This is a genomic window from Clostridium pasteurianum DSM 525 = ATCC 6013, assembly GCF_000807255.1.
In the GTDB taxonomy this organism is placed as follows: Bacteria; Bacillota; Clostridia; order Clostridiales; family Clostridiaceae; genus Clostridium_I; species Clostridium_I pasteurianum.
Window position 1 is genome coordinate 2,740,756 of sequence record NZ_CP009268.1, and the last position, 23,690, is coordinate 2,764,445.

General features: G+C 26.1%; 22 protein-coding genes and 2 pseudogenes. 5 read left to right on the forward strand and 19 right to left on the reverse strand.

The window, feature by feature from the left end; translation table 11 throughout:
* Positions 1 to 171: 171 nt before the first annotated feature.
* The 3 genes and pseudogenes from CLPA_RS12460 to CLPA_RS21910 all read right to left on the reverse strand — a co-directional run.
* Complete coding sequence (locus CLPA_RS12460; RefSeq protein ID WP_003447384.1) at positions 172 to 1,497, reverse strand: sensor histidine kinase; 1,326 nt, start codon at positions 1,495 to 1,497, stop codon at positions 172 to 174.
* A gap of 80 nt (positions 1,498 to 1,577) precedes the next feature.
* A complete protein-coding gene (locus tag CLPA_RS20490) occupies positions 1,578 to 1,721 on the reverse strand; it encodes a cyclic lactone autoinducer peptide (protein WP_003447383.1) in 144 nt (47 codons plus the stop codon).
* Between the two features lie 250 nt (positions 1,722 to 1,971).
* Positions 1,972 to 2,064, reverse strand: a pseudogene (locus CLPA_RS21910) (GGGtGRT protein); the annotation flags it as partial.
* Between the two features lie 256 nt (positions 2,065 to 2,320).
* Here CLPA_RS21910 and CLPA_RS12465 point away from each other — a divergent pair.
* Entirely contained in the window at positions 2,321 to 2,689 is a 369-nt protein-coding gene (locus CLPA_RS12465; protein ID WP_003447381.1) for a YkvA family protein, read from the forward strand.
* A 1,132-nt stretch (positions 2,690 to 3,821) separates the two neighbouring features.
* Here the strand turns inward: CLPA_RS12465 and CLPA_RS20495 are convergent.
* The 8 genes and pseudogenes from CLPA_RS20495 to CLPA_RS12505 form a co-directional block, all read right to left on the reverse strand.
* A pseudogene (locus CLPA_RS20495) lies at positions 3,822 to 3,935 on the reverse strand (GGGtGRT protein); the annotation flags it as partial.
* Between the two features lie 260 nt (positions 3,936 to 4,195).
* Positions 4,196 to 4,390, reverse strand: coding sequence for a helix-turn-helix transcriptional regulator (locus tag CLPA_RS12475; RefSeq protein WP_003447377.1), 195 nt, complete (start codon positions 4,388 to 4,390; stop codon positions 4,196 to 4,198).
* Entirely contained in the window at positions 4,380 to 4,595 is a 216-nt protein-coding gene (locus CLPA_RS12480) for a hypothetical protein (RefSeq protein WP_003447376.1), read from the reverse strand. The genes CLPA_RS12475 and CLPA_RS12480 overlap by 11 nt, the downstream gene beginning before the upstream one ends.
* A 341-nt stretch (positions 4,596 to 4,936) precedes the next feature.
* Positions 4,937 to 5,263, reverse strand: coding sequence for a hypothetical protein (locus CLPA_RS12485; protein ID WP_003447375.1), 327 nt, complete (start codon positions 5,261 to 5,263; stop codon positions 4,937 to 4,939).
* A gap of 402 nt (positions 5,264 to 5,665) precedes the next feature.
* Entirely contained in the window at positions 5,666 to 6,061 is a 396-nt protein-coding gene (locus CLPA_RS12490; protein WP_003447368.1) for a hypothetical protein, read from the reverse strand.
* Between the two features lie 171 nt (positions 6,062 to 6,232).
* A complete protein-coding gene (locus tag CLPA_RS12495; protein ID WP_003447367.1) occupies positions 6,233 to 6,613 on the reverse strand; it encodes a type II toxin-antitoxin system death-on-curing family toxin in 381 nt (126 codons plus the stop codon).
* Positions 6,610 to 6,849: a type II toxin-antitoxin system prevent-host-death family antitoxin gene (locus CLPA_RS12500; protein WP_003447359.1), complete on the reverse strand. Its 240-nt coding sequence runs from the start codon at positions 6,847 to 6,849 to the stop codon at positions 6,610 to 6,612. The genes CLPA_RS12495 and CLPA_RS12500 overlap by 4 nt, the downstream gene beginning before the upstream one ends.
* Before the next feature lie 145 nt (positions 6,850 to 6,994).
* Positions 6,995 to 9,049, reverse strand: coding sequence for a lytic transglycosylase domain-containing protein (locus CLPA_RS12505; protein WP_003447358.1), 2,055 nt, complete (start codon positions 9,047 to 9,049; stop codon positions 6,995 to 6,997).
* Positions 9,050 to 9,295: 246 nt separating this feature from the next.
* Between CLPA_RS12505 and CLPA_RS22125 the strand changes: the two genes are divergently transcribed.
* From CLPA_RS22125 to CLPA_RS12520, 3 genes are all read left to right on the forward strand, one after another.
* The gene (locus CLPA_RS22125) at positions 9,296 to 9,850 is read left to right on the forward strand and encodes a DUF6431 domain-containing protein (RefSeq protein ID WP_076719224.1); all 555 of its coding nucleotides are present in this window, start codon (positions 9,296 to 9,298) and stop codon (positions 9,848 to 9,850) included.
* 198 nt (positions 9,851 to 10,048) lie between these two features.
* Positions 10,049 to 11,311 carry a DDE-type integrase/transposase/recombinase gene (locus CLPA_RS12515; RefSeq protein WP_236900340.1) on the forward strand — a complete coding sequence of 421 codons (1,263 nt, stop codon included), beginning with the start codon at positions 10,049 to 10,051 and terminating at the stop codon, positions 11,309 to 11,311.
* A 15-nt stretch (positions 11,312 to 11,326) separates the two neighbouring features.
* On the forward strand, positions 11,327 to 12,133 hold the full coding sequence (locus tag CLPA_RS12520; RefSeq protein WP_003448320.1) for an ExeA family protein: 807 nt from the start codon (positions 11,327 to 11,329) through the stop codon (positions 12,131 to 12,133).
* A 158-nt stretch (positions 12,134 to 12,291) separates the two neighbouring features.
* Here CLPA_RS12520 and CLPA_RS12525 read toward each other — a convergent pair whose 3' ends face one another.
* The 5 genes from CLPA_RS12525 to CLPA_RS12545 all read right to left on the reverse strand — a co-directional run bounded on the left by CLPA_RS12525 (position 12,292) and on the right by CLPA_RS12545 (position 17,084).
* Positions 12,292 to 14,628, reverse strand: coding sequence for a hypothetical protein (locus tag CLPA_RS12525; protein WP_071169253.1), 2,337 nt, complete (start codon positions 14,626 to 14,628; stop codon positions 12,292 to 12,294).
* A 77-nt stretch (positions 14,629 to 14,705) separates the two neighbouring features.
* A complete protein-coding gene (locus CLPA_RS12530; RefSeq protein WP_003442422.1) occupies positions 14,706 to 14,888 on the reverse strand; it encodes a hypothetical protein in 183 nt (60 codons plus the stop codon).
* Between the two features lie 65 nt (positions 14,889 to 14,953).
* Positions 14,954 to 15,136 (reverse strand): hypothetical protein, encoded by a 183-nt coding sequence (locus CLPA_RS12535; protein ID WP_003442424.1) that lies wholly within the window; start codon positions 15,134 to 15,136, stop codon positions 14,954 to 14,956.
* A 613-nt stretch (positions 15,137 to 15,749) separates the two neighbouring features.
* Positions 15,750 to 16,337 (reverse strand): hypothetical protein, encoded by a 588-nt coding sequence (locus tag CLPA_RS12540; RefSeq protein WP_003442426.1) that lies wholly within the window; start codon positions 16,335 to 16,337, stop codon positions 15,750 to 15,752.
* Between the two features lie 561 nt (positions 16,338 to 16,898).
* Complete coding sequence (locus CLPA_RS12545) at positions 16,899 to 17,084, reverse strand: hypothetical protein (RefSeq protein ID WP_003442429.1); 186 nt, start codon at positions 17,082 to 17,084, stop codon at positions 16,899 to 16,901.
* A gap of 422 nt (positions 17,085 to 17,506) precedes the next feature.
* Here CLPA_RS12545 and CLPA_RS12550 point away from each other — a divergent pair, with 422 nt between their 5' ends.
* On the forward strand, positions 17,507 to 18,001 hold the full coding sequence (locus CLPA_RS12550; protein WP_003442434.1) for a hypothetical protein: 495 nt from the start codon (positions 17,507 to 17,509) through the stop codon (positions 17,999 to 18,001).
* 433 nt (positions 18,002 to 18,434) lie between these two features.
* On the opposite strand, the gene CLPA_RS12555 is transcribed toward CLPA_RS12550, so the two are convergent.
* The 3 genes from CLPA_RS12555 to CLPA_RS12565 all read right to left on the reverse strand — a co-directional run bounded on the left by CLPA_RS12555 (position 18,435) and on the right by CLPA_RS12565 (position 23,405).
* Positions 18,435 to 19,568, reverse strand: coding sequence for a hypothetical protein (locus CLPA_RS12555; protein ID WP_003442437.1), 1,134 nt, complete (start codon positions 19,566 to 19,568; stop codon positions 18,435 to 18,437).
* 17 nt (positions 19,569 to 19,585) lie between these two features.
* Complete coding sequence (locus CLPA_RS12560) at positions 19,586 to 19,783, reverse strand: hypothetical protein (RefSeq protein WP_003442440.1); 198 nt, start codon at positions 19,781 to 19,783, stop codon at positions 19,586 to 19,588.
* Between the two features lie 451 nt (positions 19,784 to 20,234).
* The gene (locus CLPA_RS12565) at positions 20,235 to 23,405 is read right to left on the reverse strand and encodes a hypothetical protein (RefSeq protein WP_003442442.1); all 3,171 of its coding nucleotides are present in this window, start codon (positions 23,403 to 23,405) and stop codon (positions 20,235 to 20,237) included.
* Between the last annotated feature and the right edge of the window lie 285 nt (positions 23,406 to 23,690).

Genomic DNA, 23,690 nt, shown 5'->3' on the forward strand with positions numbered 1-23,690 from the left:
CTACTAATTAAAACTTATGAAAAAGCAACCTCAATAAGTTTTCCATGATATCCACTTGAAAATAATCTTACATCACAAAAACAATATGACAATTATGCAATATTCTGTAAAGAAAATATTTATGATTTGATTCAGAAATTTTCTTTATAAAAGAGTTATACTTGTATTTATTTATCTAAACTCCTTCATTTTAAATTCAATTAAAAATGTAGTTCTTTCCAGAGTACTTTCTAGGGATATAATTCCATTATTTTGTTCAATCAATTGTTTAATAATATATAATCCGAATCCATGATCTTGTGATTTTTTAGTCTTTGTAGAGAATCCTCTATCAAAAATTTTATTTTGAATATCTTCAGGAATCATATCTCCATTATTAGATATTTCAATAAAAAATTTATTATCTTTACTAAAAGAATCTATTGTTATCTCTTTATTTTCAATATTAGATTTAACTTCAAATGCTTCAAAGGCATTATCTATAATATTACTTATAATACTTATTAGATCATTTTCTTTAATTTCTATTGAGCTGAAAGGTTCATCAATCATTATATCAAAATTTATATTATTTTTTACTGCATAATTACTTTTTATAGATAGCAATCCACTTAAACAATCATTGCCAGTATCTATGTATTTAAATGATGAATGAAGTGTATTTGAAATTCCATTTACATAGTTTTTTATCTTTTCAACAGTATCTGGTTTATTTAGAGAACATAACCCCCATATAACATTAATATGATTTGCGAAATCATGCTTTTCTTGTCTAATTATTTTAATTATCTCTTCCATGTCTTTAATCTGATGTTCTTGTATTTTATATTTAGCTTCCACATTTACAATTCTTCTATATTCTTTTAATCCATTTAATTGTATTATTAAAAATATAAAATATACGATGAATATAAAACAATTATATATTTTAAGATCCTTTACATCAAAAATACTAAAATTAATAATAAGTATAAGTAATGCAAAAACTCCAATTTGCATTATTAAATTAGAAAAAAGAATACCTTCTTGTTGAAATAATTTGAACTTATTAAAATACTTACTAAATCTGAAAAGTAATAATACAATAATTACTTGCATTATTTTAGTAGCTATTATAAAAACAAGTGAATATTTAAAATTCAAAAAAATTTGATTGAGGTTTATATTCAAAATAATCATTTCAATAATTCCAATAAAATATTCAGTTACAGAAAGCACTGAAAGGAATACAAAAAATATGACTATAGACGCGAATATTTTTATTCTTGTAATGTAAGCCAATAATAAAATATCAAATATTGTAATAAATAATATACGATAGATATTGTTAATATAAATTGTACTGAAATAAGTCATAGACACAAATAATATACAAAATAAGATTGATCTTAATTTATTTTCTATTAAAAATCTTTTTTTATTATGTAGTGCTGCAAAAATTCCTAGAAAGAGCAATGATTCAATAACATCTGATAGTATTTCCATTATAATAGCCATAGTATCTCCTTTAATTATAACTTTTTTATAAATACCATAGATAAAAACATTAATCCATGGCATTTATAAAAAATGAATTTCTATTTTAGAAATTCATCAGGGCACTTTGGCTGATGTCCTAAAAGAGTTGATGTTGGTACTATAACTATTGCTCCTAAAAATAAAGCTATAGAACCTAAAAATTTCATTGATTTTGATACTAACAAATTTTTAATATTTTTCATTTTAATCCCCCCATCAGTATTGAATAATTACTATATATGATATTCTACAATAAATTGCTTTTTTCCTTCATAATTTTTAAAAGAAAGATATTTGAACAAAAAAATTTTTCACTATAAATTTATTTGTCTTCACATTATGTATTTTAAAAATAAAAAAAGACACATCATATCATTTTTTTATGATACAATGTATCTTTTTTGATATTAATATTTTATATGGATTTTTAAATCCTAAGCAATTTAAACTCAATTATTTAGAAACTTCCTTAATAGCAACTGCTACTGCAACTGAAGCTCCAACCATTGGATTATTATCCATTCCAATAAATCCCATCATTTCAACGACAGTTTAGGAGTTTTACTCCTAAAGTTGCACAAATACTTGGTTAATTAAAAATGTATTACACATTTTACTCACGTTAAATGTATATTATTATAATATATTATTTTTATGGGTTATGCAATATAAAATCTTTACTTTTCACAATATTTAATTAAAACATATTTGTTTTAATGCAATGTATAATTGTCATTATAAAACAATACAGACTAATAAAATAACCTGGAATAAAATAGAACAGTGAATAGGAGTTTAAATAATGGATTTAAAAGTTAAAGAGAAAAAATTAAAGTTAGATATACCTACTGTATTCATTGCTTTAAAGAAGAAAGAAACACCAGTAATCGCAAAGATTTTTGCAGTGATTACAATTGGATATGCGTTATCACCTATTGATTTTATACCAGATTTTATACCTGTTATAGGTTTGTTAGATGATCTGATTTTACTTCCAATACTTGTTGTAATAACAATAAAATTTATACCAGAAGAAATATTTAATAAATGCAGAATTGAAGCAGAAAATTTATGGATTATCGGAAAACCTAAAAGGTGGTATTTTGCAATACCAATTGTATCAATATGGCTGGCATTCATACTGTTAATTATTAAATTAGTTATAACATAATATTCTTTTTAGACGTAACAAATATAGTTCGAAAAAAATAGGCAATCTAGGATTTACCCTTAAACTGCCTATTTTAATTATGTATTATTTAATAAAACCTTATTAAAGCCTATAACTAATATTATGATTCCATCATTCTAGGCGCTCACATTTCATGCAATTTGCTTTTCCCCTCTTTTGCCACTCTCTAGGTAATTGAATTTTGAATGTTTTCATATATTCTAGTTTCATAAAATAATACAATGTAATTTTAAAATTCCTAACATGCGTATGAAGAGTTTGAGATGCAAGATTTAAATTATATTTACAATAAATTACATAATTACCCGTAGTTTCCTGTATAATATCTTTAATCAAACTGTTTTCATCAAAAATCTAACAATAGATTTATAACCTTGTTTGTAATGCTCTATAGTTGTTGGTCTTAAATTTTTAGCTTTACAGTTATCTAAAAACATTAAAAGCCCTGTTTAAACATCACGTTGTCTTCTGTAATTATTTTCGTTTTTCTTCTCATTTAGCTAATATTAACACCTTTCAAAAAAATAAAAATACACGCTAATGAAATTTTTATACATTAACGTGTATTCTCTAATTTTTAATTTACTAAGTATTAAATCTCTCTTGTACTCTGAAAATTAAGTTTGTCCCTGAACTTGCACTTTTTTAGAGGTTCTTGCATTTTCTCAAATCCTCTCATTTTCTTTCTCATACATCTCTCGTTTGTTTTTTCCTCCCTTAACCTCCGCTAATAACTGCTGCATCACTATAATTTATCACTATATTTTCTATAATAATTCCAATCCAAAACCTGCTATAATCTCATTATTTCTTCTCCCTTTCCCCACCTACGGTGGTCTTATAAGCCACTTATTAAGGGAGAATAATCCTTAGATTATTCTCCCTTAGCCATTGTATTTTCAATGATTTTCTCAATATTTTCTCCAAATATTCGCATTTTAAATTCATATCATTTCCCTCAATTACCCACCCAATAATCCCCCTATTTTCTTACATCTTCTCTCATAATTGAACGAGAAAACGAAAAAAGCATGAAGGTATACAAGATTTCTCTTGCATTTCCTCCATGCTTCATGGACAAACTTTATTTGCTGATTACATCTAAATCGGCTTATTTTGAAGCTTCTTCAATAGCAACTGCTACTGCAACTGAAGCTCCAACCATTGGGTTGTTACCCATTCCGATAAGACCCATCATTTCAACGTGAGCTGGAACTGATGATGAAAACACTAGGTTTATAGACTATTTATAATTATAAATAAACGCATCTTTTATGAATCTATACACACATCTAATATAATTATATTAAACTTTTACTAATATAATTGCAATACCTTTTTTTACTTTTTACAATATTTAATTTAGATATATTTTTATTTCTATCTTAAACACTTAAATACTCTAAAAAATAAAGTCTCTCAAATTTAAGGCAGTTCAAAATTCCCACCCATGAAAAATAAGGATATCCTATTTTAGGACACCCTTTAACTGTCAAGTATAAATAATTCTTCTACTGTAGTATTTAATAATCTAGCAAGCTTCATTCCTAATTCTAGTGTAGGGTTATACTTTTCATTCTCAATTGCATTAATAGTTTGCCTAGTTACCCCTAGAGTATTTGCCATGTCCTCCTGCCTATATCCAAGTTCTTTTCTTAGTTTTTTTATATTATTTTTCATCTTTGTTCATCTTCCATTTTAAAAAATATTGAACTGCTATCCAAACAAAATTTTGAGTTATCAAAAGAAATAATGACACCGAATTTCTATTCCCATGAAGATAATCATAAACAATCCAACCAAACAAAAATATAATTGTATAAGCCCAAGCCCATTTTATTGCTTTCAAGTTAATACTTAATTCCATTTCATCCATTTTCCTCATAAAATCATCTCCTAAAATGTAAAATTCTTTTTACATTTATATTTTAGCAATGATTCAAATTAAATGTCAATAAGTTTTTACATTTAATAATTTATAATAACTTAAAAAAGACAGTTAATTTTTATAACTATCTTTATACTTATAAATTACTATTCTAATCCTTTTATTAATATTTGAGTTTTAGTTAATCTATTTTGAGCCTCTTAAATCTCTTCCTTAGCTTTATTTACCTTTAATGAATCTGATACTCAAGTCCATTGACCGTCTTTAATTACAAAACATCCAAGGAATAAAAAAAATAAATCAAGATAAAAATAGCATAGATATTATGTAATTATAATTTAATTATTAATTAATATAACGCCAATTGATAAGCCAATTATTGTAATTATAAGCCAAAATACCATAATATTTTTTATTGTTGACTGCTTATTGTCAATTTGTTCTAACCTTTCATATATTTTTAATTGGATCAATAGTGCCAATTCACTATCATCAATATTAAGAGGTATTTTTTTATAATATTTTTCTCCTTCTCCAAGATCACTACCAAGTGTATATCGTTCATCTTTATCTAATTTTTTATACTCTTCTTTTGATACTTCTTCCTCTGTATAAAAGATATTTTTCATCAAATTTTCTTTATAGACTTTAACATCATTATCCATTTATTAAACCTCTCTATTAACTTATTTTTCTTCAAATTGTTTTACTAATTTATAAAATGTATTCTTTTTTAAATCTAATCTTACATTATCTCTTTATAATTCCTAGCAAATGTATCCAATGACTTAATGTAAAGTAAATCATCTTCACATAAACATTGTTTTAATGCTTGATGCTACTGCCTATTAAAATTCTTACTGTTTACCTTATCAATAAATATATCTCTTTCATTAAGTCCTAAATCCTACATTTCTTTTATTTATATATCAATATTTTTGGTCTTTACTTGATACCATTATAATCATAATTATGTATATGTATCAATAATTTCTTCATTATTCCTAATAAAAAGTCAAAAAAATAAAGCATTACCATTTCTGGCAACGCCCTAAAAATTTCCTATATTAATATTTATTTTTATATCTATCATAATTGATATTATCATCGCTATCATTAGTAGTTCTTACATATCGCTTTGTAATTATTAAAAATATTATTAATATAATAATAAAAGTTACAAAACCTACGTCCATTAAAGTTGTATTATCATAATACATTCCTATATATGTTATTATCATAGGCGAAAATAAAACTAAAAATATAAATGATGCAAAATAAAACTTTTTTGTAATCAAAATTATTAAAGCCATTCCTATTATTATCCCAGCTATTATACCTATTAATACTCTACCATTCAATCCAAAATAGGTATTATCTCCAAAATTTCTTGAAAACCATCTTCCGAAAAAAATACCAAACATACTTATAGATTGTGCTATACCTTTGTTTCTATCTTTCATATAATTTCTTTCCTTTGTTTAATATTATTATAAATATGATATTACTATGTTTTAATAATATCTTCAATAATTATATTTTATAGCTTATAGCACATCAAAACAAAATCTAGAAATAATATTTTAACCTAATGTATAATTTTGTATATATTAAATGAAAATCACTATACACAATTACTTGGCATAGTGATTTTTTGTCCATAATATTATATACTCTTGTTTAAAATCTCCTTTTGCTATACCTAAGCCTAGATTAATTAATTCATTTTGAGTAAACTTTAGTTTTATCCCATTGTATTCCAATAATATAAGCATTACATATAGTCCTATTCTTTTATTTCCATCTACGAAAGGATGATTATTTATCATACTATAGCAAATATTTGCACATTTATCTTCAATAGTAGGGTAAAGATTTTGTCCATTAAAAGTTGCTTTTGAATTTTCTATTGATGATTTTAACAATTCTATATCTCTTAATTCACTTGATCCACCTGTAGTTTCTATAAGTTTGCTATGAAGTTTTAAAACATATTCAATTGAAATGTACTTCATTTAGCTAATTCCTTAAACGCTTCCATATTTTCTTCTAATATTCTATCAGCAATAGTATCTAACTGTTCTTCTGAAGAAGTCTCTTTACTAAATTCTTCAAAATCCAAAAGAATATATTTAGGCTTATTATTTTTCATTATTACTACAGATTTATCTTCATCAACCATTTTTGCTACTTTAGAAAAATTCTGATTAGCTTCAGACATAGAAATGATTTTCTTAGTATTCACTAGCATATAAATCCCTCCAAATATTTATCTTATATATATTATATCATATTTAGGATAAATTTATCCTTTTTTTAATCTATAAAGAATAATAAAGTATAGAATTAGATTTTAAGTTCAATTCTATACCTTATTTATTTCTACTATTATAATTCTAAGTATGAGTAATTACATACTGTTCAAATTGTGTTACAAAATCTTCAAAATCTGTTGGTTGCACTATTTCTACATTGTCAATATGAATTTTCTTACTATTATCAATATTTTGAGATTGCTGTGGTAATTTTATATTACTAAAATCAGGTGTATTTAATTGTGGCATAAACATACTTAATTTATCTACTGTATTCATTATATTAGGAACATTATCCGCTAATATATTTAATCCTCGTGTTCTTTCTGATGTTACTACTCCACTACCTTTATTTAATAATATTGTCTCTTCACCTTTTTCATTTATTTGATATCTATCAGTTTCTGGAACATATTCTTCTCCACTAGCATACCCTATATAGTTTCCTCCACGTGCAAGTGCCTTTATTCCAGGAACATTACTAACAGTACCATATCTACTTTTTATGTAATTAATAGCCGCCGCCGCATTATCTATAGGATTTAATATTTGATTATGACCAGATACCATATTCTCAGCAAAAGTAGACGGTATGGTTTGCATTAATCCTTGGCTCGGATGACCAGCTTTAGCGTTGCTATCCCAATTATTAATATCATTAGGATTTCCACTAGATTCATGCATCGCAATAGTTTGTAATGCTGGTAGCCAACTTTCAGGTACTCCAGTCAATTTTATAGCTTCTTTTAACCAATCTGTCACACTACCTGGTACATTAGCAACTTGTCCATTAATTGCACCAGTCATTCCACTAACCTTATCAGTAATAAATTTTTCAATATCAGATTCATCCATACCCTTAATAAGTCCTTCTATCATATATTGACCTATCTTATACATAACCTTACTAGGTGAATGAATATCTAATTTTTCATTGAATTTATCTACCATCTTCTTACATAAATTTTCAATGTTTTTCATTAAATCATCATTGCCATCTGATAAACCTTTACCAATATTAATATCAATATTTTTACCTGCACCTTGCATTGATGATACGAAAGGAGTAATTAATCCTTTAACATTAGATATTAATGTTCTAGTAGGAGTTAATACGGATTCTTGAGTATTAGTTATACCAGTACCAATATTTTTATCAGTATTTTGACCATATTGTCCTGCATTATTAACAAAGTTCTGAATCAGATTTACAACTTCAGTAATTAAATCATCTACAGGTTTCTTAACTAATAATTTATTATTAGTAACTGAATCTCCAACATTTTTATTTGTATCTTTACCATATTGTGGTGATTCATTTACAAAATGTTGAACATTATCATCAACTTCATCTAATAATTCATTAACTGGCTTTTTAACTAGATTTTTATTATTTTCAATAGTAGTCCCTATTGCATTTAATGTATTTTTAGCTGATTTTGATTGTTTATCAATGTTTTTACTTGAATCAGAATTAACATCAATAGAATTAGTTCCATTTAGTATATTCATAGATTCATTATGTGGTATAACTTGTTCTCCACCTTGAAATTTTCTAGATTGTCTACCGATTACTATTTCTAATCCATTTTCAGCTACTTCTGCAATACCTTCATCAGCATCATCAGTCCCCTTAGCATATCCATCTAAGGCATTTCTACTATTATTAATATTATTTTGTTGTTCTGCTAAATCACTTTTTTTATCATTTAATTGATTTTTTTGATTAGATATATCATCCTTTTGATTACTAATAGCATCTTTCTGTGCATCAATTGCTTCAAATTTAGTTTCATATGTTTTTTCTATTGCATCCTTTTGAGTATTATAATTTTCCTGTGCTATATCCTTTGCTTTACTAGTTGCATCAATTTTATCCTGTATATCAGTTTTCTGTTTTTCAATAGCTTGGTTTTCTTTCCAACGTCTATAATCCTCTTGGTCTTTTGCTAATTGTTCTCTGGCAGAATCTATTCTAGTTTGGTCTGCTACCCACATAGCTTGACCATTTTCAGTTATTAATACAGTTTTTTCATTCTGTGCATTATCTAATTCTAATTGGTCTTTCTTTATTTTATTCTCATAATCAATAGCTGAATTATTTTCATCCTGTAAATCCTTTTTCTTTTGCAACATATCTAATTGAGATTTATATTTATCAATTATTGCATTTTGTTGTGCCTGTTCAGCTTTATAACCTGTTATTAGGCATTTTACTTAAGCTAAAAAACATTCAAAAAAGTCAAATTATTATAGACTTAATTTATAGGTCAGATTAAATAATCTGACTCAAAAAGAATAAGATTATTTAATCTGACGATAATTAGTAAGGAGAAAATTTTTTAATTATGAGAAGAAATAATAATGATAAATATAGTAAAAATGCCTTACGGAATAAAAAAATACAATAAACTTTGTAAGTTTAATCAATTTCCAAGTAAATATGGATGCGAAGCATGTGGATTTGAAGGTAAGCTGTACAGACATGGATTTTATTATAGAAACTTAATTACCCTTAAAGGTGCATACAAGATAGTCATCCTGCGTTGTAAATGTCAATCCTGTGGTAAAACCTATTCTCTTATACCCAGTTTTATTATTCCTTATAGGCAATATGCTTATGAAGTTATTCTAACTTCTATTATTATGATGCTAAAACTAGGTTATTCCTTTAGTAAAATATTAACTCTTATAAAATCTCTTAATATTAACTACTCATCTCTTAATACAACAGATCTATCATTTTGGAAAAATAGGCTAGTAAGCTCATTATCGAGTATTCGTTTATTTTTTGCACAGTATAAATTCTATAATTCTAACATAAATAGCAAATTACCTATTGATATCATAAAAAAAATTATTATCTTTTGCCGTTTAAGGCACGATTTTAACTTGGATTATTTTTTACACATGCCTAAGTATTTCTTTTGTAAATGATAATTTAATAGGTACAAATTAGATCTATCTTTTTTATCAAATTAAATACTTCACACTTTTTTAATGTCTTTTTATATCAATCTTGTCCTCATTTCTCTTGTTCTATCTAAAATTTTTGTATAATTCCACACAACCTTTAACGGTTTAAATATCGATTTTAAGTCATAATTATTAATAAAAATAGGAGGTTGATAATCAATGATATTAAAAGAATTTAATCAAAAGATAGCATTATTTCGTTATTCTCTGATTGCACCCATTATAACCAATACATTTACTCAGACTTCTGTAAAAGATTATTTAGCAGAAATTGCAGCAAAGTCTTATACACTGCCTAACGGCAAGAAAAAAGAGTATTCTCCTGCAACAATCAAAGGATGGCTAGTTCAATATAGGAAATATGGTATTGATGGCTTATATCCAAAATCAAGAGCTGATAAAGGTACTTCCAGAAAAATTTCAAATGAAACCAAAGAATTTATTATAAACAGTAAATTAAATTCACCTAAAAAAACTGCCAAGTACATATATCATGAAGTTATAGCTAAAGGTTTTGAAAGTGAAACTAGTATTTCCCTGTCAACAGTAACTAGATTTATAAATAAGGCTAAGATAGGTTCTAAAAAGCTTGTACCTGATGATAGAAGAGCCTTTGAATTTGAGTTTTCCAATGAATGCTGGCAATCTGACGTATCTGTAGGTCCTTACCTTACTATAGAAGATAAAAAATTCAAGACTTATATTATAGCTTTTTTAGATGATTCCAGTAGAGTCATTGTAGGATGCAAAGCATTTTTTAAAGATGATCTTTTATCTCTTATGTCTGTATTTAAAGATGCGGTAGCATCAAAGGGAATTCCTAAAAAAGTTTTCGTTGATAATGGAAAGATATATAAAAGTGAGCAATTTCATTTGATTTGTGCAGCTCTTGGTAGTATTTTAAGTTTTGCAAGACCATATTCCCCTCAATCTAAGGGCAAAATTGAAAGATGGTTCCAAACTATGCAAAAACAATGGATGAATTCAATTAATTGGAATGATTTTAAATCTATAGACCTTTTAAATGAATCCCTGTCGGGTTATGTTAACAGTTATAACAACACTATACATTCCTCAATAAACAAAAAACCAATTGATAAGTACATGTCTAATGTTGAAAATATAAGATTTATTGATTCTAAAACTGAACTAGACTATTTATTTTTATATAAAGTACTCCGTACTGTAAAAAATGACTCCACAGTATCTATAGGTACAAAAATATTTGAAGTACCACTAAAATATGTTGGTGACAAAATAAATATACGCTATGATCCATCATCTATTGATAAAGCTTATATTTTTTCACAGGATGGTAAACTTGAAGATACTATTTTCCCTGTTAAAAAAATTGATAATTCAAAAATCAGAAGAACTAACAATACTAATTCTGTTGATTTTTCTGCCTTTGAAGCTAACTAACCGGAGGTTGATATTATGTATAAAGCTTTTTATGGCTTAACTTTTGATCCTTTTGATAAAAATCTTGACTTAAAATACAGTTTTAAATCTGAGGATTTCTCTAAAGCAATGAATAGATTAGAATTTTTAAAATCTGTTTTAGGGATTGGCGTTATTACTGGAGAGCCTGGAGTTGGTAAGTCTTTCTTGCTCCGCAATTTTGTAGATTCACTAAATCCAAATTTATATAAGTGCGTATACATTCCTATTTCCACTTTAACTGTTATGGACTTCTATAGAGCATTATGCGATGGTCTTGGAATAATTCATGCTCAGAAAAAAGTAACTATGTTTAAGCAAATACAAGAGTCTATATACACTTATAGCCACAGTAAAAATGTAATTCCAGTTATTATAATTGATGAATGTCAATTTTTAAGCAATTCCATTCTTGATGATTTAAGAATAATATTTAATTTTCATATGGACTCAAAGAATTATGCTATGTTAATTCTTTCAGGTCAACCTAATTTTTTACTTCAACTCAGCAGGCAGGTCCATGAAGCACTACGTCAACGAATCATAATGAATTATTGCTTAAAAGGGCTAACGCATGATGAATGTAAGCCCTACATAACTTCTATGCTAAAAGCCGCAGGCTGTTCAGAACCAATTTTTACTGATGATGCTTTTGAACTCATTTATTCAAGCACTAATGGAGCTATAAGACCACTAAATTCTCTAACGAGAATGTGCCTTATCTCTGGTGCTAATGAAAGACTTACTTCTATTAATTCAGATACAGTTTATAAATCTCAGAGTGAAATTGATCTTACAATTTAAAATTTTTTACACTGCTTATTCTGAGCAGTGTTTTTCTATGCCTATATTTATTGACCAATTTTAGAATTTTATACATTGTGGATATTGTGGAGAAAGGGTTATTTAATTTGATTTTTGAGACTTAATTTGCCATTAGTAAGATTATTTAAACTGATTTTTTACCACATTATTACTAATTTTAGGCTGAAATAATTTGACTTTTTAAGGATTAAATAATTTGACACGTAACAATAACCTTCTTCTAAAGAATCTTGGGCATGTTTCTTTTGTAATTCCAATGCTTTACGTTGAGCATCCAATCCTTTAGATTCAACATCAAGTTCTCTTTCACGATTAGCTATATTACGTGATTCCGCTGTTAATGCTTTTGATGCTTCAGTATCTGCTTTAGATTTCGTTGTTTTATATCCACCTTCTGATGCAGTATCCATATTGTCTAAAACACTAGATTTATATTTGCCCGAGTCATTCCATATTTTATCTAAAGAACTCATCGCATCTTGTATTTTTTGTATATCTGCTTGTTTAGCATTAATTTCATCATTATAAGGTTTAAATGCTTTGTCAGTAGGCATATCCATTGCTCCACCTGCTGATGCAACCGCCGCTTCTGCATCTCTTTTAGCTTGTAAAGCTTGAACTTCTGCCATAATTACACCAATTCTAGTTTTTGCATTTGCATAAGTAGTTTGTGTAACCCCAGTATCAATTATAGAAGACTCTTTTGTAGTAGATATCTTTACATTAGCCAAAGCTTTATATGCTTCACCTTCTTGAGATAACATATTCATTTGACTATTCAATAATCCTATATTTTGAATTCTACTATTTCCTTCTGCATCAGTAATAACAATTAATCCTTCAATTTGTCCAGCTAAAGATTTAGCTATATCTGACATTTGCTTCCTTGTCTCTGTATCAGTTTTGTGAGAAGACTCTAATTGTTGATATGTTTGTATCTCCTCTACCAATTGTTGATTATTTTGCTCTCGAGATACCATCATCCCCATATATGCTTGTTGAGCGTTTTCTTTATTAGTATCAATAGCATTATTAATTTGGTCATATAAAGTTTTCTCATCACCTAAATATTGTATTAACTCGGGATGATTTTTAACTATATCTTCTACAGATGCCGCTTTAAGATGACCGCTATTATCATTCATTTCTTTGATGTATTTACTGTAATCTTTAACGTTATCTGTAGAAGTAGTTAAAGCTTGTTGATATTTCTGTTGAATTGTATAAGCATTATCTACTTGCTCACTAGCTTTTTCAATTGCATCTCCATTTTCTAAATTAGCATCAGTATTATCCTTCTTTTTACTTGTATTTCCTTCAGTTATCGAAGAATTTTGCTTTATGAATTGAGAATACTTAATCCATTTTCCTGTTTGGGTATCAAACATTTCTGTATCTCTACCAAGAGCATAATATAGAGTAGCAGCACTATTATTCAAAGAATCTATATTTTTAGAAATATCTTTTATTGACGATGCAGCGTTATCATATTTTTCCCATTGACCATTCTTTTCGTATGTGTCCATTTGTTGTTTTTTGGAATTATATATGTCAATTTGATTCATTTGCCAAGATCCAACCGAATTTGTTAATTTATCTTTTAAATCATCATAATTTTTTCCTTGCTCTCCTGCTATTTGTATTTTCTTTTCATCATTATATTTCTTTAAAGCTTCATAATTCGTTGCTATCGCTTTACCTTCTGCATCATATCCAGATATTAAAGTAGGAAATTTTTCCGCCAATTGTCTCTGTACTTCTAAAACTTGACTTTGTATATTATTGTATTCTTCACTAGATTTACTAGTTTTTTTTAATTGGTCTTCTAAGGATTTGTATCTTTTTAATAACTGGTCAGATTCATTAGTTTCATTCATCTTCTGGGATAAATCAGTAATATCATTTCTTATGTCTGAAACACTTCTATGAAATGAATAGAATCCAATAATCAATGCACTTATACCTAACGTAACTCCTGCAATAATTGCACTTAAGGCTAAAGATGACATCATTACTGCTCTTTGAGACGCTGCTAACGCTGTATTAGATGCAGTTGCAGCTGCTGAAGTTGTTGCATTAGCAGCAGTCTTTAATTTTAAAGCATCTAAAGCAATAGTTGCCTCTTGTTTAGTTATTGTCCCTGCCGCCACTTGAGCATTTAATGCCTGTTCTGCTGATGCTAATACATTTGTACTAGATTTAGCAATTCCCATTTTTTGACCAACAATATTTAAAATGGTTGCTGACTCTTCTGCTGTAATATTGCCTTTAAGAACTTCTTTACTTAAAGATTGAACTGCCGCTTCGTATCCTTTAACTGATGTACTTGCACCAGTACTAAAAGTATGTCCAAGTGCGGTAAAAGATAAATTAGCTTTATCTAACCATTGAGTTAAGTTGCTTCCAGTAATAAATTTCAATGAACTAGAAAATACTTTCACTCCTATAGCTACTTGAGGTAATATATAAAGCATTTGCTGTAATGGTTTTGGTAAATTAGCTATTGCTTCTACTACAGAAGTTGCTCCGTCAACCGCATTTTTTATTTCATTTATTCTACATCTTTTAATTTCTTAGAATACTCTGTTCTTACTTTGTCTGTTTCACTTTGTATTCTTTTAGTAACTGTATCTTCATCAAACAGTCCTTCTCTTGCTTTTGCAGTTACATCCTTAATATAAGTCTGTACACCACTTAATTGCTCCTCATTTAAATTTAGTTCGCTTAATTCCATTGTTTTTAATCCCCTTTCAAGTTTTTAATTTAGCCCCTAGATAATAGTTACTTAAATCAAACCCTTTATAAAATATTTTTATATTTATTTAAAAATTCAGTAAGTTTCATTTGATTTTTCTTACTTAAATTTCTTTTACCCTTTCTATACATACTTATATATGCATCACTTACACCCATAAAAGATGCTATTACATTTGCCTTAAATCCTGTTGCAATTAATTTTTCAATGCAATCCCTCGTTTCCATGTTATTTCCTCCATTTGTTTAAAAAAATTAACAAAAAATAAGAGACTATTTACTAGTCTCTAACACATTCATGTGTGCTTTATATAGCATTATCCCCATACACAGTTTACTTTTCATTTATGAGGAAGGTTAGATTTGAACTAACATAAAGTAAACAAAATTACCAATTATGACTTATATTAAAACATTATTGACTAGTAATAAGTACCATCAAATTATTGACAACAAAATTTTAAATAAGATATTTTCCCTAAGAATAATGATTCTTAGAATCAGTTTACTAGGTATTAATAAACTCATTTTAAAAATCATGCGATTCTTTCGCCTAAAATATAAATAGATATAAGAAAAGATACTTATATCTATTTATAAAAGAAATCTTAAGGGAATTATGAAAAAAAATATATAATAAAAAAGCAGCTAACTACAAGATTGTAAAAGCTGTTTTTATTATTAAATTAATTTTATTAATAATATATTAACATTTCATTATTGACTATTGTAATTAATATATATTATAATTATTATGATTTTTTATAAACTTTTTAATAAAAGCATTGAAATATAAATAAATATATTATATAATTATTTATAAGATAAAATATATTGTATTTTAATCTGTAATTTCAACCTCATATTTATACAAAGCATCATAAAGTCTTTTAGGGATTTCGTCTTTGTATTCATCTGCAATTTGTTTGATTAAATTTTCTTTATAATGTTTATATGCATAGAATGCTTCTTCAATATTATCATACAATCCTATTCTTATAGGTTTTTTATTATGTATATTACTACATAGAGAATAATATTTACCTGAAGGTGCTACGTTTACTCCAATTGGTAATTGACCTCTATTTGCATCTTTTTTGATAAATAAAGCATTGATGCAATGAGGTACAAATATCGATGTTTCAGGGCTATAAATTTTATTTCCTTTAATTAAAATATCCTTATCTAGATCCATCCTATGCCCTTCAATTTCATAATAATTTTTATAAAACCATTTTGAAAACACTTGATAATTGTGCCATTCTTCACACACTATACATCCTTTATATGTAGGATATTTTTCCTGCCATTTTTCGTTATAGCATCTAGTCAACATATTGTACCAAGTATGATATGCCTTTTTTTCAAGTCTATCATCATAATTTACTTCATTTAATCTACTATTTTTTCCTATTAATTTTTGTTCCATTTTTTTAGCATTATTACCACTTATGCCTTTAGTCGTATTGTTAAATTGTATATAAATACTTTATTGTCCGTATTGACAGCTCCACCTACCTTCCAAATACCTTTATTTAATAGCCATTATTTGTAATATAGCTATTCACTTCCTTCCACATTTTATTTTTGAGCATATTGAATTTTATACACTCTTAACAAACTCCATTATTTAAATACATAATAAAAAGCACCTAATCCCCATTAGATGCTCTCTTTATATATACTCAAAAACAGGGATGTGGAGTCCCTTAACAATGTATAAAGTATTTTATAAAAACAACCACCTCAAAATGATATGACTGCATTTAACTTATTAATTCATTAGAATATGTAGGATTTTATACGATTAAGGAGGCGGTGAGAATCGAACTCACAACAAAAATCCTACGAAAAACTAACCATTAAAAAAATAAATATGCTTTCACACAATCAAGAAAATTTATAAAATTTTCAAAAGACCTAAGACTGCGAAAGTCCTAGAATCAATCTAATAATACCTATTAATAAATTCATTTTAAGACTTTCAATATTAATTATTATTTATATCATTCCAAATTATGTGTAAATTTTTTTGTGACAACATACGTTTACCATTAATAAATAGAGATATTGTTACTTCACTTACATCACATAGTTTTGAAAATCTTTTACTTTTAACATCATATTCATTTATATATTCAATTAATTTTAATCTAACAATCTCTTGTTCTAGCATATTATCACCTCCAATTATACGTAATTTTTATTTCATTATTCCCTTTCCTATATTAACTTTTACATTTTTTAGCATTAATGTTCATTTTTTATTGATATTTATTATAAAATGCGCTTTATTTTTGTCGCAGTTTTTTATATTTTGTCGAAGTTCAAATAATGATTATTATATAATATGAAAACACAAATAATTTTATTTACTTGAAAAGCATTGTCTTATTTCATCTTTTCTATATAAAAATAAAATATAATTTTATTATTAATGTTATAATTACTTATAAAGAACATATGGATTAATTCCACTCAAAAATGAAACTTATTTTAAATTCCAATTAGCTTTAAAATATACACACAGACCAATGAAAGATTATTTATTAAGTAATAGTCAACATGATATTATATTGATTTTGGAGTGATAAATATATGAAAGATAAAAATTATGGTGGTAACCTCAAAAATACAAAAGATGAATTAGCTTTATCTTTTAGTTTTTTAATTATTGGATTATATTTTGTTTTTATACCAAAGTTTTTTGGAAATGAATTTATAACAAGAACTGTTAGTATTATTGTTATTTTAATAGGAATTTTAGGATTAACTATTGAATTAAATAAAATAATTGAAAAACATAAAATAATTGGATTTGATGATTTTGGAGTAGGCTTAATATTAGTTATTATTACCCAATTATTACATTATTATTTTTTGTATATCTGGTTAAATGTACTTTTCTCCTTTATTTTATTATTAGGAATATTTGGACTAGTTAGAGGACTAATAACTATTATAGGTAATATGTCAATAAATAAACCTTCTATAAAAAACATGTTAATAAAAGCATTAATTATTATATCCCAAATAATAGCTTTTATAGCAGCTTTACTGCAATCTATGCAAATATTAAAAATAGTAAAATAGAATATCACGTGCACATGGCTTCAACTCTAAAAATTATCTATCCAAGTGTCTAACGGAAACAAGTTTCCTACGACACTAAGGCAATCTAATATTTTACAGCCTTTGCCCCAAAAATTGCGAAAAGCACGCAATATTTTGTGTCAACAATATCATTTTTTGAACTTATTTATTAGCATGTATCACCTAGCAATTCAGTATAATTATAAAAGTTGTCCATCTTTCAGTTCTCGTAAATATATTATAACATTAATTAATTGTATATTTATGATTTCTGAAACTTGGACAACTTTTTATATTGTGATTGAGAAAAATTAAAAATATTCCATAACTTGAATAACTTTTGCGTAGTGAAACGTAGCAAAATTATGAAAGTTAGCTTCGGGAAAGGTGCGGAAAACCCCCAAGGTACGGGGGGTTGTCTGCTATACTATTATTACTCTACTTCTTTAAATAAAAAATCAAAATCCTTTGCTAATTCTATATTCTCTTGATCTATTTGTTTTTGAGTTTTTATATTGCTTATGATATCTGTAATATTTAATGTATTATAACTTATTAATATCTTAATTAAACGTTCTATAGATTTACCATATTTCAATCCGATTCTTTTTCTATCCCATTCATTTTTAAATAATACAATACCGCCCCAATCATCTTTTAATTTCTCTATCTTTTTGCTAATAGAATCCATTACATTAGCAGCAAATAAAGTATTAAATTCTTTTTCTAATGCTTTAATATTCTCTTGTGCATTGCAATTTTCTACTGTAATTTTATATCCTTGATAATATCCATTTATTTCACTATCTACTTCTGCAAAATGATCTAATACTATTTTTTGTACTTTTTCATAAAATTTCTTTCTGATATTTATATTCCACATTTTTTGTGCATTAGTTATTTCCATCACTTGCATTTGTTCTTTTTCAACCTCTTTAATATATTTTGTTTCTTTATCTGTTGCACATCTCTGCTTATAATCATTTAAATAAAATATGTAAGATGCTTGTACAACAATCTTATTTGACTTTTCTAATCTTGTTAATGAAGATATTATTGCAGGTCTTATATGAGCATATATACAAGTAAATATATCTTGTTCCGCTAAAGAGCTAGATAAATTCTTTTTATATAGATATCTATGAAATTTTTCCCTATTAGCATTGCAAGTCCTATAATTAAAATTAACCATTTTTACTAATTCTGCTATACAAACATTGGTTATGTAAACTATATTATCTTCTTTGATTTGTCTTTTTTGTATTATATTATATAATTTATTTTCTAATAATATATCTATATATTTACCATAAATACCTATATAATTATTTCTACTACCTTCAGATTTACCACTATGCCCTTTTCTATTATCCACCTTTTCCTTTGGAATGCCATATATCTCATCAACAATAAATCCATTACCCTCTTTATGGTATCTAAAATATCTTGACCAATCTTTTAATTGTGCTATTTTTGCATTGCCTGTTTTGATTTCTTCCTCTAACGTAGTACATATTGCTCTATAACTTTTATATTTAATATTTAATTCTAAATTTTGAATCTTCATATAATATTAATCTCCCATTACATTTTTCTTAATTGATTTCTTAATTGATTTAATCCTGTTAATGCAATTCTAAATTTCTCATTATCTTCAAAACTATATACCGTCCCATCATCATTTGTAAATTTATAGAATTTGCACCCTAGAAAGTTTAGTGCATCTGCCATATATTTTTTGTTAACATGATAATATTTCTTTTTACTATTAGTTGTTTCCATAATCATTACCTCCTGAATTTTTTGATAGGTGCATCCATTATGTGCACGCCATTAATTTTGTACTTACAAGTACAAATACTTTATTATTTTTATCTAAATGTAAGTACAATTTTCATAAGTTAAAATATCAAATTCAATCTTAGAAACTAATCTAATCCATGTTTTAATATCTTTTTTCCTTAAAGTTTTCATATCTTCATAATTTATATAATCTCTACTTTCTATATCCTCCTGATCTAGTTTTAATATATAATCCTGTTTAGTCTTTACTTTCTTATCATTAGAATCTCTATAACTTATACAATTATAAAAATAATATGATAAATGTCCCCATTTTCTTGCTCTTTTTCTATATTTAATGTATATAATATTTACGTCCTTATTATTTTTGTTATAGGAGTATCCTTTTACAGATACCCCCTATGTACATATAGACTTTAACTTTATTTAACTATCTAAAATATTTAAATAAAGTTTTACACTTATTAATATCCTGTAAAACCTCATTGTCTTCTTCATCACATTCAATATTAATTTTAATCTTTAAAATAGTGCCATTTTTATTTGTATTTATTGTAATCATTTTATTATCATTTAATCTTTTCATTAATTTTTTGTATTTTCTATCATCAATCCTTGCTAAAATTTGAATATTGCTTTTAGTAATTTTATTTTTTGAACTGGTTTCTATGCTGAATATTTCACTTTCTACTTCTTTTTTGTTATAAGTTTTACTGAATTGACTAATGACATATAAAACTGTTAATAATCTTTTTTCATCTATATCCTTAGTTAATTTCCTAATCTTCCTTATAACATTGGTATTAATTTTTACATCTAAATATCCAGCAAAATCTTTTATGTATACTTTATTAGATTGCTCCTTTATTTTTCCAACTTTATTTTTAAGCTTTTCGGCTCTCTCTAGCTTTTTCTCAATTTCTTCTTCTGTATATTCTTTAGTCGGTCTTAATTTTTCCCCATGTAATCTAACATTTAATTCATTTCCAAATACATTCCAAAGTAGAGCTTTATCATCATTATGTTTTATGAATTCTTTATTTTCATAGAAAATATAAATTACATAATCTAGCAACTTGTCCTTAGTGAGTTTTAAATTCTTATTGAGTAATAAATTTATTAATTCAGTTCTCACGTGGTTGTAGAAGATTGTCCATTTATAGCTATGTTCCTGCTCTGTATCATCGTTATTACAATCCTTTGATTTATTTTCTATAGAATTCTTTTGTGATATTTCATTACTATCTTTTATAAAATTAAACATCATTTCTTCTATTAATTTATAAGATTTACTACTTCTAATATTTATTTTTTTGTTATCATACAAATCCGTAAATTTAAATTCTATATCTTCAGTAATATATAGTTTTATAGGTTTAATTTGTTGTTCCATATAATCGTATAATCTATTCATAGTGCAATCATTGTTATTAAATAATCTAACTTTTTCTTTTCCAAGTATTTTATTATTATTATTTATTTCTCTTTCTGTCTTCACATTACTTTTATATATGACTCTTTGAAATTTTGGTTTTTTTATTCCATCTACGAGCACTTTTATTTCTTTTGGTATATCAGCTTTAACTCCATGTTTAACATAATCTATTGTCTTAGAACCAACAATTGACATGATTTTAATGCAATCCATTGCCGTTAAACCGTCATCATTAATCTCTTTATTTTTATCTTCTATACTCCATAAAGTGGTAATACAATTTACTACCTTACCAATATCATTAGACATTCCTCGTACATCACAATCAATTATTTCTTTCATATCATCTATACTTTTAGATTCTATTTCTTTTGCATTAGAATCAACATAATCAATATTGTAAATTGTATTTGCTTTTTGATTTCTAGCATTTTTACATATAATAGCATTACTGGTTGATGCAACTTCATCTCCATCATAATCAGCACTATTAGCTTTTAAGGCTAATGAATCATAGATTGAAGTCACAATTCCTTCAGTACTATACTGATACCAGTCAAACTTCTTTGGAGTTACTACTTTCAATAAATTATGTTCATTGGCTATATGAGGATATCTTATAACATCTATTTCTGATTTATCTTTTTTAATCCAATAATTACTATATACTTCATGTTTATTTAATCCCCCCTTAATATCCAATCCAAAAGAATGCTCTGCCAGTGCCAAAACATCAGGTACTAAAGTTTGAAAATTACCATTAATCCATATGCAACCTTTAAGTGTATTCTCTTTAAATCTTTTCAAGTCTTCTTTTACTTTAGATTGAATAAAACTATCATTAAACAAACTTTTATTTTTTGCTAATGATTTATAATAAGGAGGTATTTTATAAGTATTATTCTCTTCATTAATGCCTCTAAATTGTAAAAATTCATCAACATTTGTAGAGATATTACTTATAAAATCTACAGTTGTTTTACATATTTTTTCAATATCAATTTGACTAATATCTAAACTTTGAAGTGGTTGATATGATAATAGAATCTTATCTTTTAATTCTTCACATTTTGGAGAGACTCTGGATATATTAAATGTTTTTTTATATCCATATAGTTCTCTATTGAAATTTTCCTTCCATGTATCAAAAGCTTTCTTCTCCCCAAATAATTCCTTATACTGCTTAAAAAATTTAAATTGACTTTTAGTAATTATACAATTAATTCCTTCTTTTAATACATTATGTTTATTTCCGAAAGCATCCTTCACAATTGGAGTAACACCTTCTTGTTCTGCAAAAGATTTAATATCAAATGTAAATAAATTACCCTTAATTCCTGGTATTGCTCTGAACTGAAAACTTGCTGGTACATAGTCTAATTCCAATTCATTATGCCATTGTTTCGCAAGTGAAATATCAACTAATCCACCCCCGTCAAATGGCAAAATTGATATTTTTCTTTTTTGGTTATTCTTTACTTTATAAATGTCTTTAGCAGTTTCTTCTACTATATCAAAGTATTCTTCAATTTCATGTTCATAGTCATCCACAACAATAAAACTAGGAGTTGTAACCGGTATACTATCTGTATTTACTAAAGCATAGTAACTATTAAATTTACTAAACACTGGATGCTTCATATCTTTAGGTAAACCACATAATAATATTTCATTTGCTTTATTCCATAAATCTTGCTTAATGTATATAACCTTTTTATTTCTAATATTTCCGCTAGAAGATAGAAGTCTTTTAAATACTATTGTTTTATCTATAACATCCTTTATATTCTTAGAATACATTTTTATATTATTAATCTTATTTTTACTTTTGATATTATGTAATTTCTTCTTACTAATATGTTGAGGTTTAGTAATTATTATCTTAATTAAACTATTTTTATCTTTTATAATAGTTTTATATGTACCCACGTTCACGGAAAAAGCAATTAAATCTTTTATATATTTATATCCTTCTAATTCCTCTATGTTATTACTTAATGCATTGGCAATTCTTATAGTATCTGTTTCTCTTATAAGTGTTAAGTTCTTTGTCAAATCCGATTCTTTAATATATATTACATTTTCCTTTTTACCATCTTTATTATCTTCCTCAAATACATTTTTTAAATTTAATTTTAGTAACTTATACAATTTTTTATCTTTCATATAATAATCCCCCTATATTTAATTAGCTTTAACCTTTTATTTTTAAATTTATAGCATTTAATAATTTCATTTGCTCTTCAGCTCTTTTAACAGCACCTTCTCCATTTTTAGCTACCTTATCAGGATGAAACTCCATTGCTGCCATAAGATATAATTTTTTAGCTATTTTTTCATTTACCAGTATCTCCTTTAATAATTTTTGTTCAGCTTCTGTAAATATTTCCTCTCTGACCCCATAATAACCTTCGACAAAATCTAACGAGCATGGTAGTATAAAAATACACA

What these genes read in the sequence shown, in the direction of transcription:
- CLPA_RS12460 (WP_003447384.1), bottom strand. Translation starts at nt 1,497, where the DNA reads ATGGCTATTATAATGGAAATACTATCAGATGTTATTGAATCATTGCTC.
- CLPA_RS20490 (WP_003447383.1), bottom strand. Translation starts at nt 1,721, where the DNA reads ATGAAAAATATTAAAAATTTGTTAGTATCAAAATCAATGAAATTTTTA.
- CLPA_RS12465 (WP_003447381.1), top strand. Translation starts at nt 2,321, where the DNA reads ATGGATTTAAAAGTTAAAGAGAAAAAATTAAAGTTAGATATACCTACT.
- CLPA_RS12475 (WP_003447377.1), bottom strand. Translation starts at nt 4,390, where the DNA reads ATGAAAAATAATATAAAAAAACTAAGAAAAGAACTTGGATATAGGCAG.
- CLPA_RS12480 (WP_003447376.1), bottom strand. Translation starts at nt 4,595, where the DNA reads ATGAGGAAAATGGATGAAATGGAATTAAGTATTAACTTGAAAGCAATA.
- CLPA_RS12485 (WP_003447375.1), bottom strand. Translation starts at nt 5,263, where the DNA reads ATGGATAATGATGTTAAAGTCTATAAAGAAAATTTGATGAAAAATATC.
- CLPA_RS12490 (WP_003447368.1), bottom strand. Translation starts at nt 6,061, where the DNA reads ATGAAAGATAGAAACAAAGGTATAGCACAATCTATAAGTATGTTTGGT.
- CLPA_RS12495 (WP_003447367.1), bottom strand. Translation starts at nt 6,613, where the DNA reads ATGAAGTACATTTCAATTGAATATGTTTTAAAACTTCATAGCAAACTT.
- CLPA_RS12500 (WP_003447359.1), bottom strand. Translation starts at nt 6,849, where the DNA reads ATGCTAGTGAATACTAAGAAAATCATTTCTATGTCTGAAGCTAATCAG.
- CLPA_RS12505 (WP_003447358.1), bottom strand. Translation starts at nt 9,049, where the DNA reads ATGTTGCAAAAGAAAAAGGATTTACAGGATGAAAATAATTCAGCTATT.
- CLPA_RS22125 (WP_076719224.1), top strand. Translation starts at nt 9,296, where the DNA reads ATGCCTTACGGAATAAAAAAATACAATAAACTTTGTAAGTTTAATCAA.
- CLPA_RS12515 (WP_236900340.1), top strand. Translation starts at nt 10,049, where the DNA reads ATGATATTAAAAGAATTTAATCAAAAGATAGCATTATTTCGTTATTCT.
- CLPA_RS12520 (WP_003448320.1), top strand. Translation starts at nt 11,327, where the DNA reads ATGTATAAAGCTTTTTATGGCTTAACTTTTGATCCTTTTGATAAAAAT.
- CLPA_RS12525 (WP_071169253.1), bottom strand. Translation starts at nt 14,628, where the DNA reads ATGCTTTATATATTACCTCAAGTAGCTATAGGAGTGAAAGTATTTTCT.
- CLPA_RS12530 (WP_003442422.1), bottom strand. Translation starts at nt 14,888, where the DNA reads ATGGAATTAAGCGAACTAAATTTAAATGAGGAGCAATTAAGTGGTGTA.
- CLPA_RS12535 (WP_003442424.1), bottom strand. Translation starts at nt 15,136, where the DNA reads ATGGAAACGAGGGATTGCATTGAAAAATTAATTGCAACAGGATTTAAG.
- CLPA_RS12540 (WP_003442426.1), bottom strand. Translation starts at nt 16,337, where the DNA reads ATGGAACAAAAATTAATAGGAAAAAATAGTAGATTAAATGAAGTAAAT.
- CLPA_RS12545 (WP_003442429.1), bottom strand. Translation starts at nt 17,084, where the DNA reads ATGCTAGAACAAGAGATTGTTAGATTAAAATTAATTGAATATATAAAT.
- CLPA_RS12550 (WP_003442434.1), top strand. Translation starts at nt 17,507, where the DNA reads ATGAAAGATAAAAATTATGGTGGTAACCTCAAAAATACAAAAGATGAA.
- CLPA_RS12555 (WP_003442437.1), bottom strand. Translation starts at nt 19,568, where the DNA reads ATGAAGATTCAAAATTTAGAATTAAATATTAAATATAAAAGTTATAGA.
- CLPA_RS12560 (WP_003442440.1), bottom strand. Translation starts at nt 19,783, where the DNA reads ATGGAAACAACTAATAGTAAAAAGAAATATTATCATGTTAACAAAAAA.
- CLPA_RS12565 (WP_003442442.1), bottom strand. Translation starts at nt 23,405, where the DNA reads ATGAAAGATAAAAAATTGTATAAGTTACTAAAATTAAATTTAAAAAAT.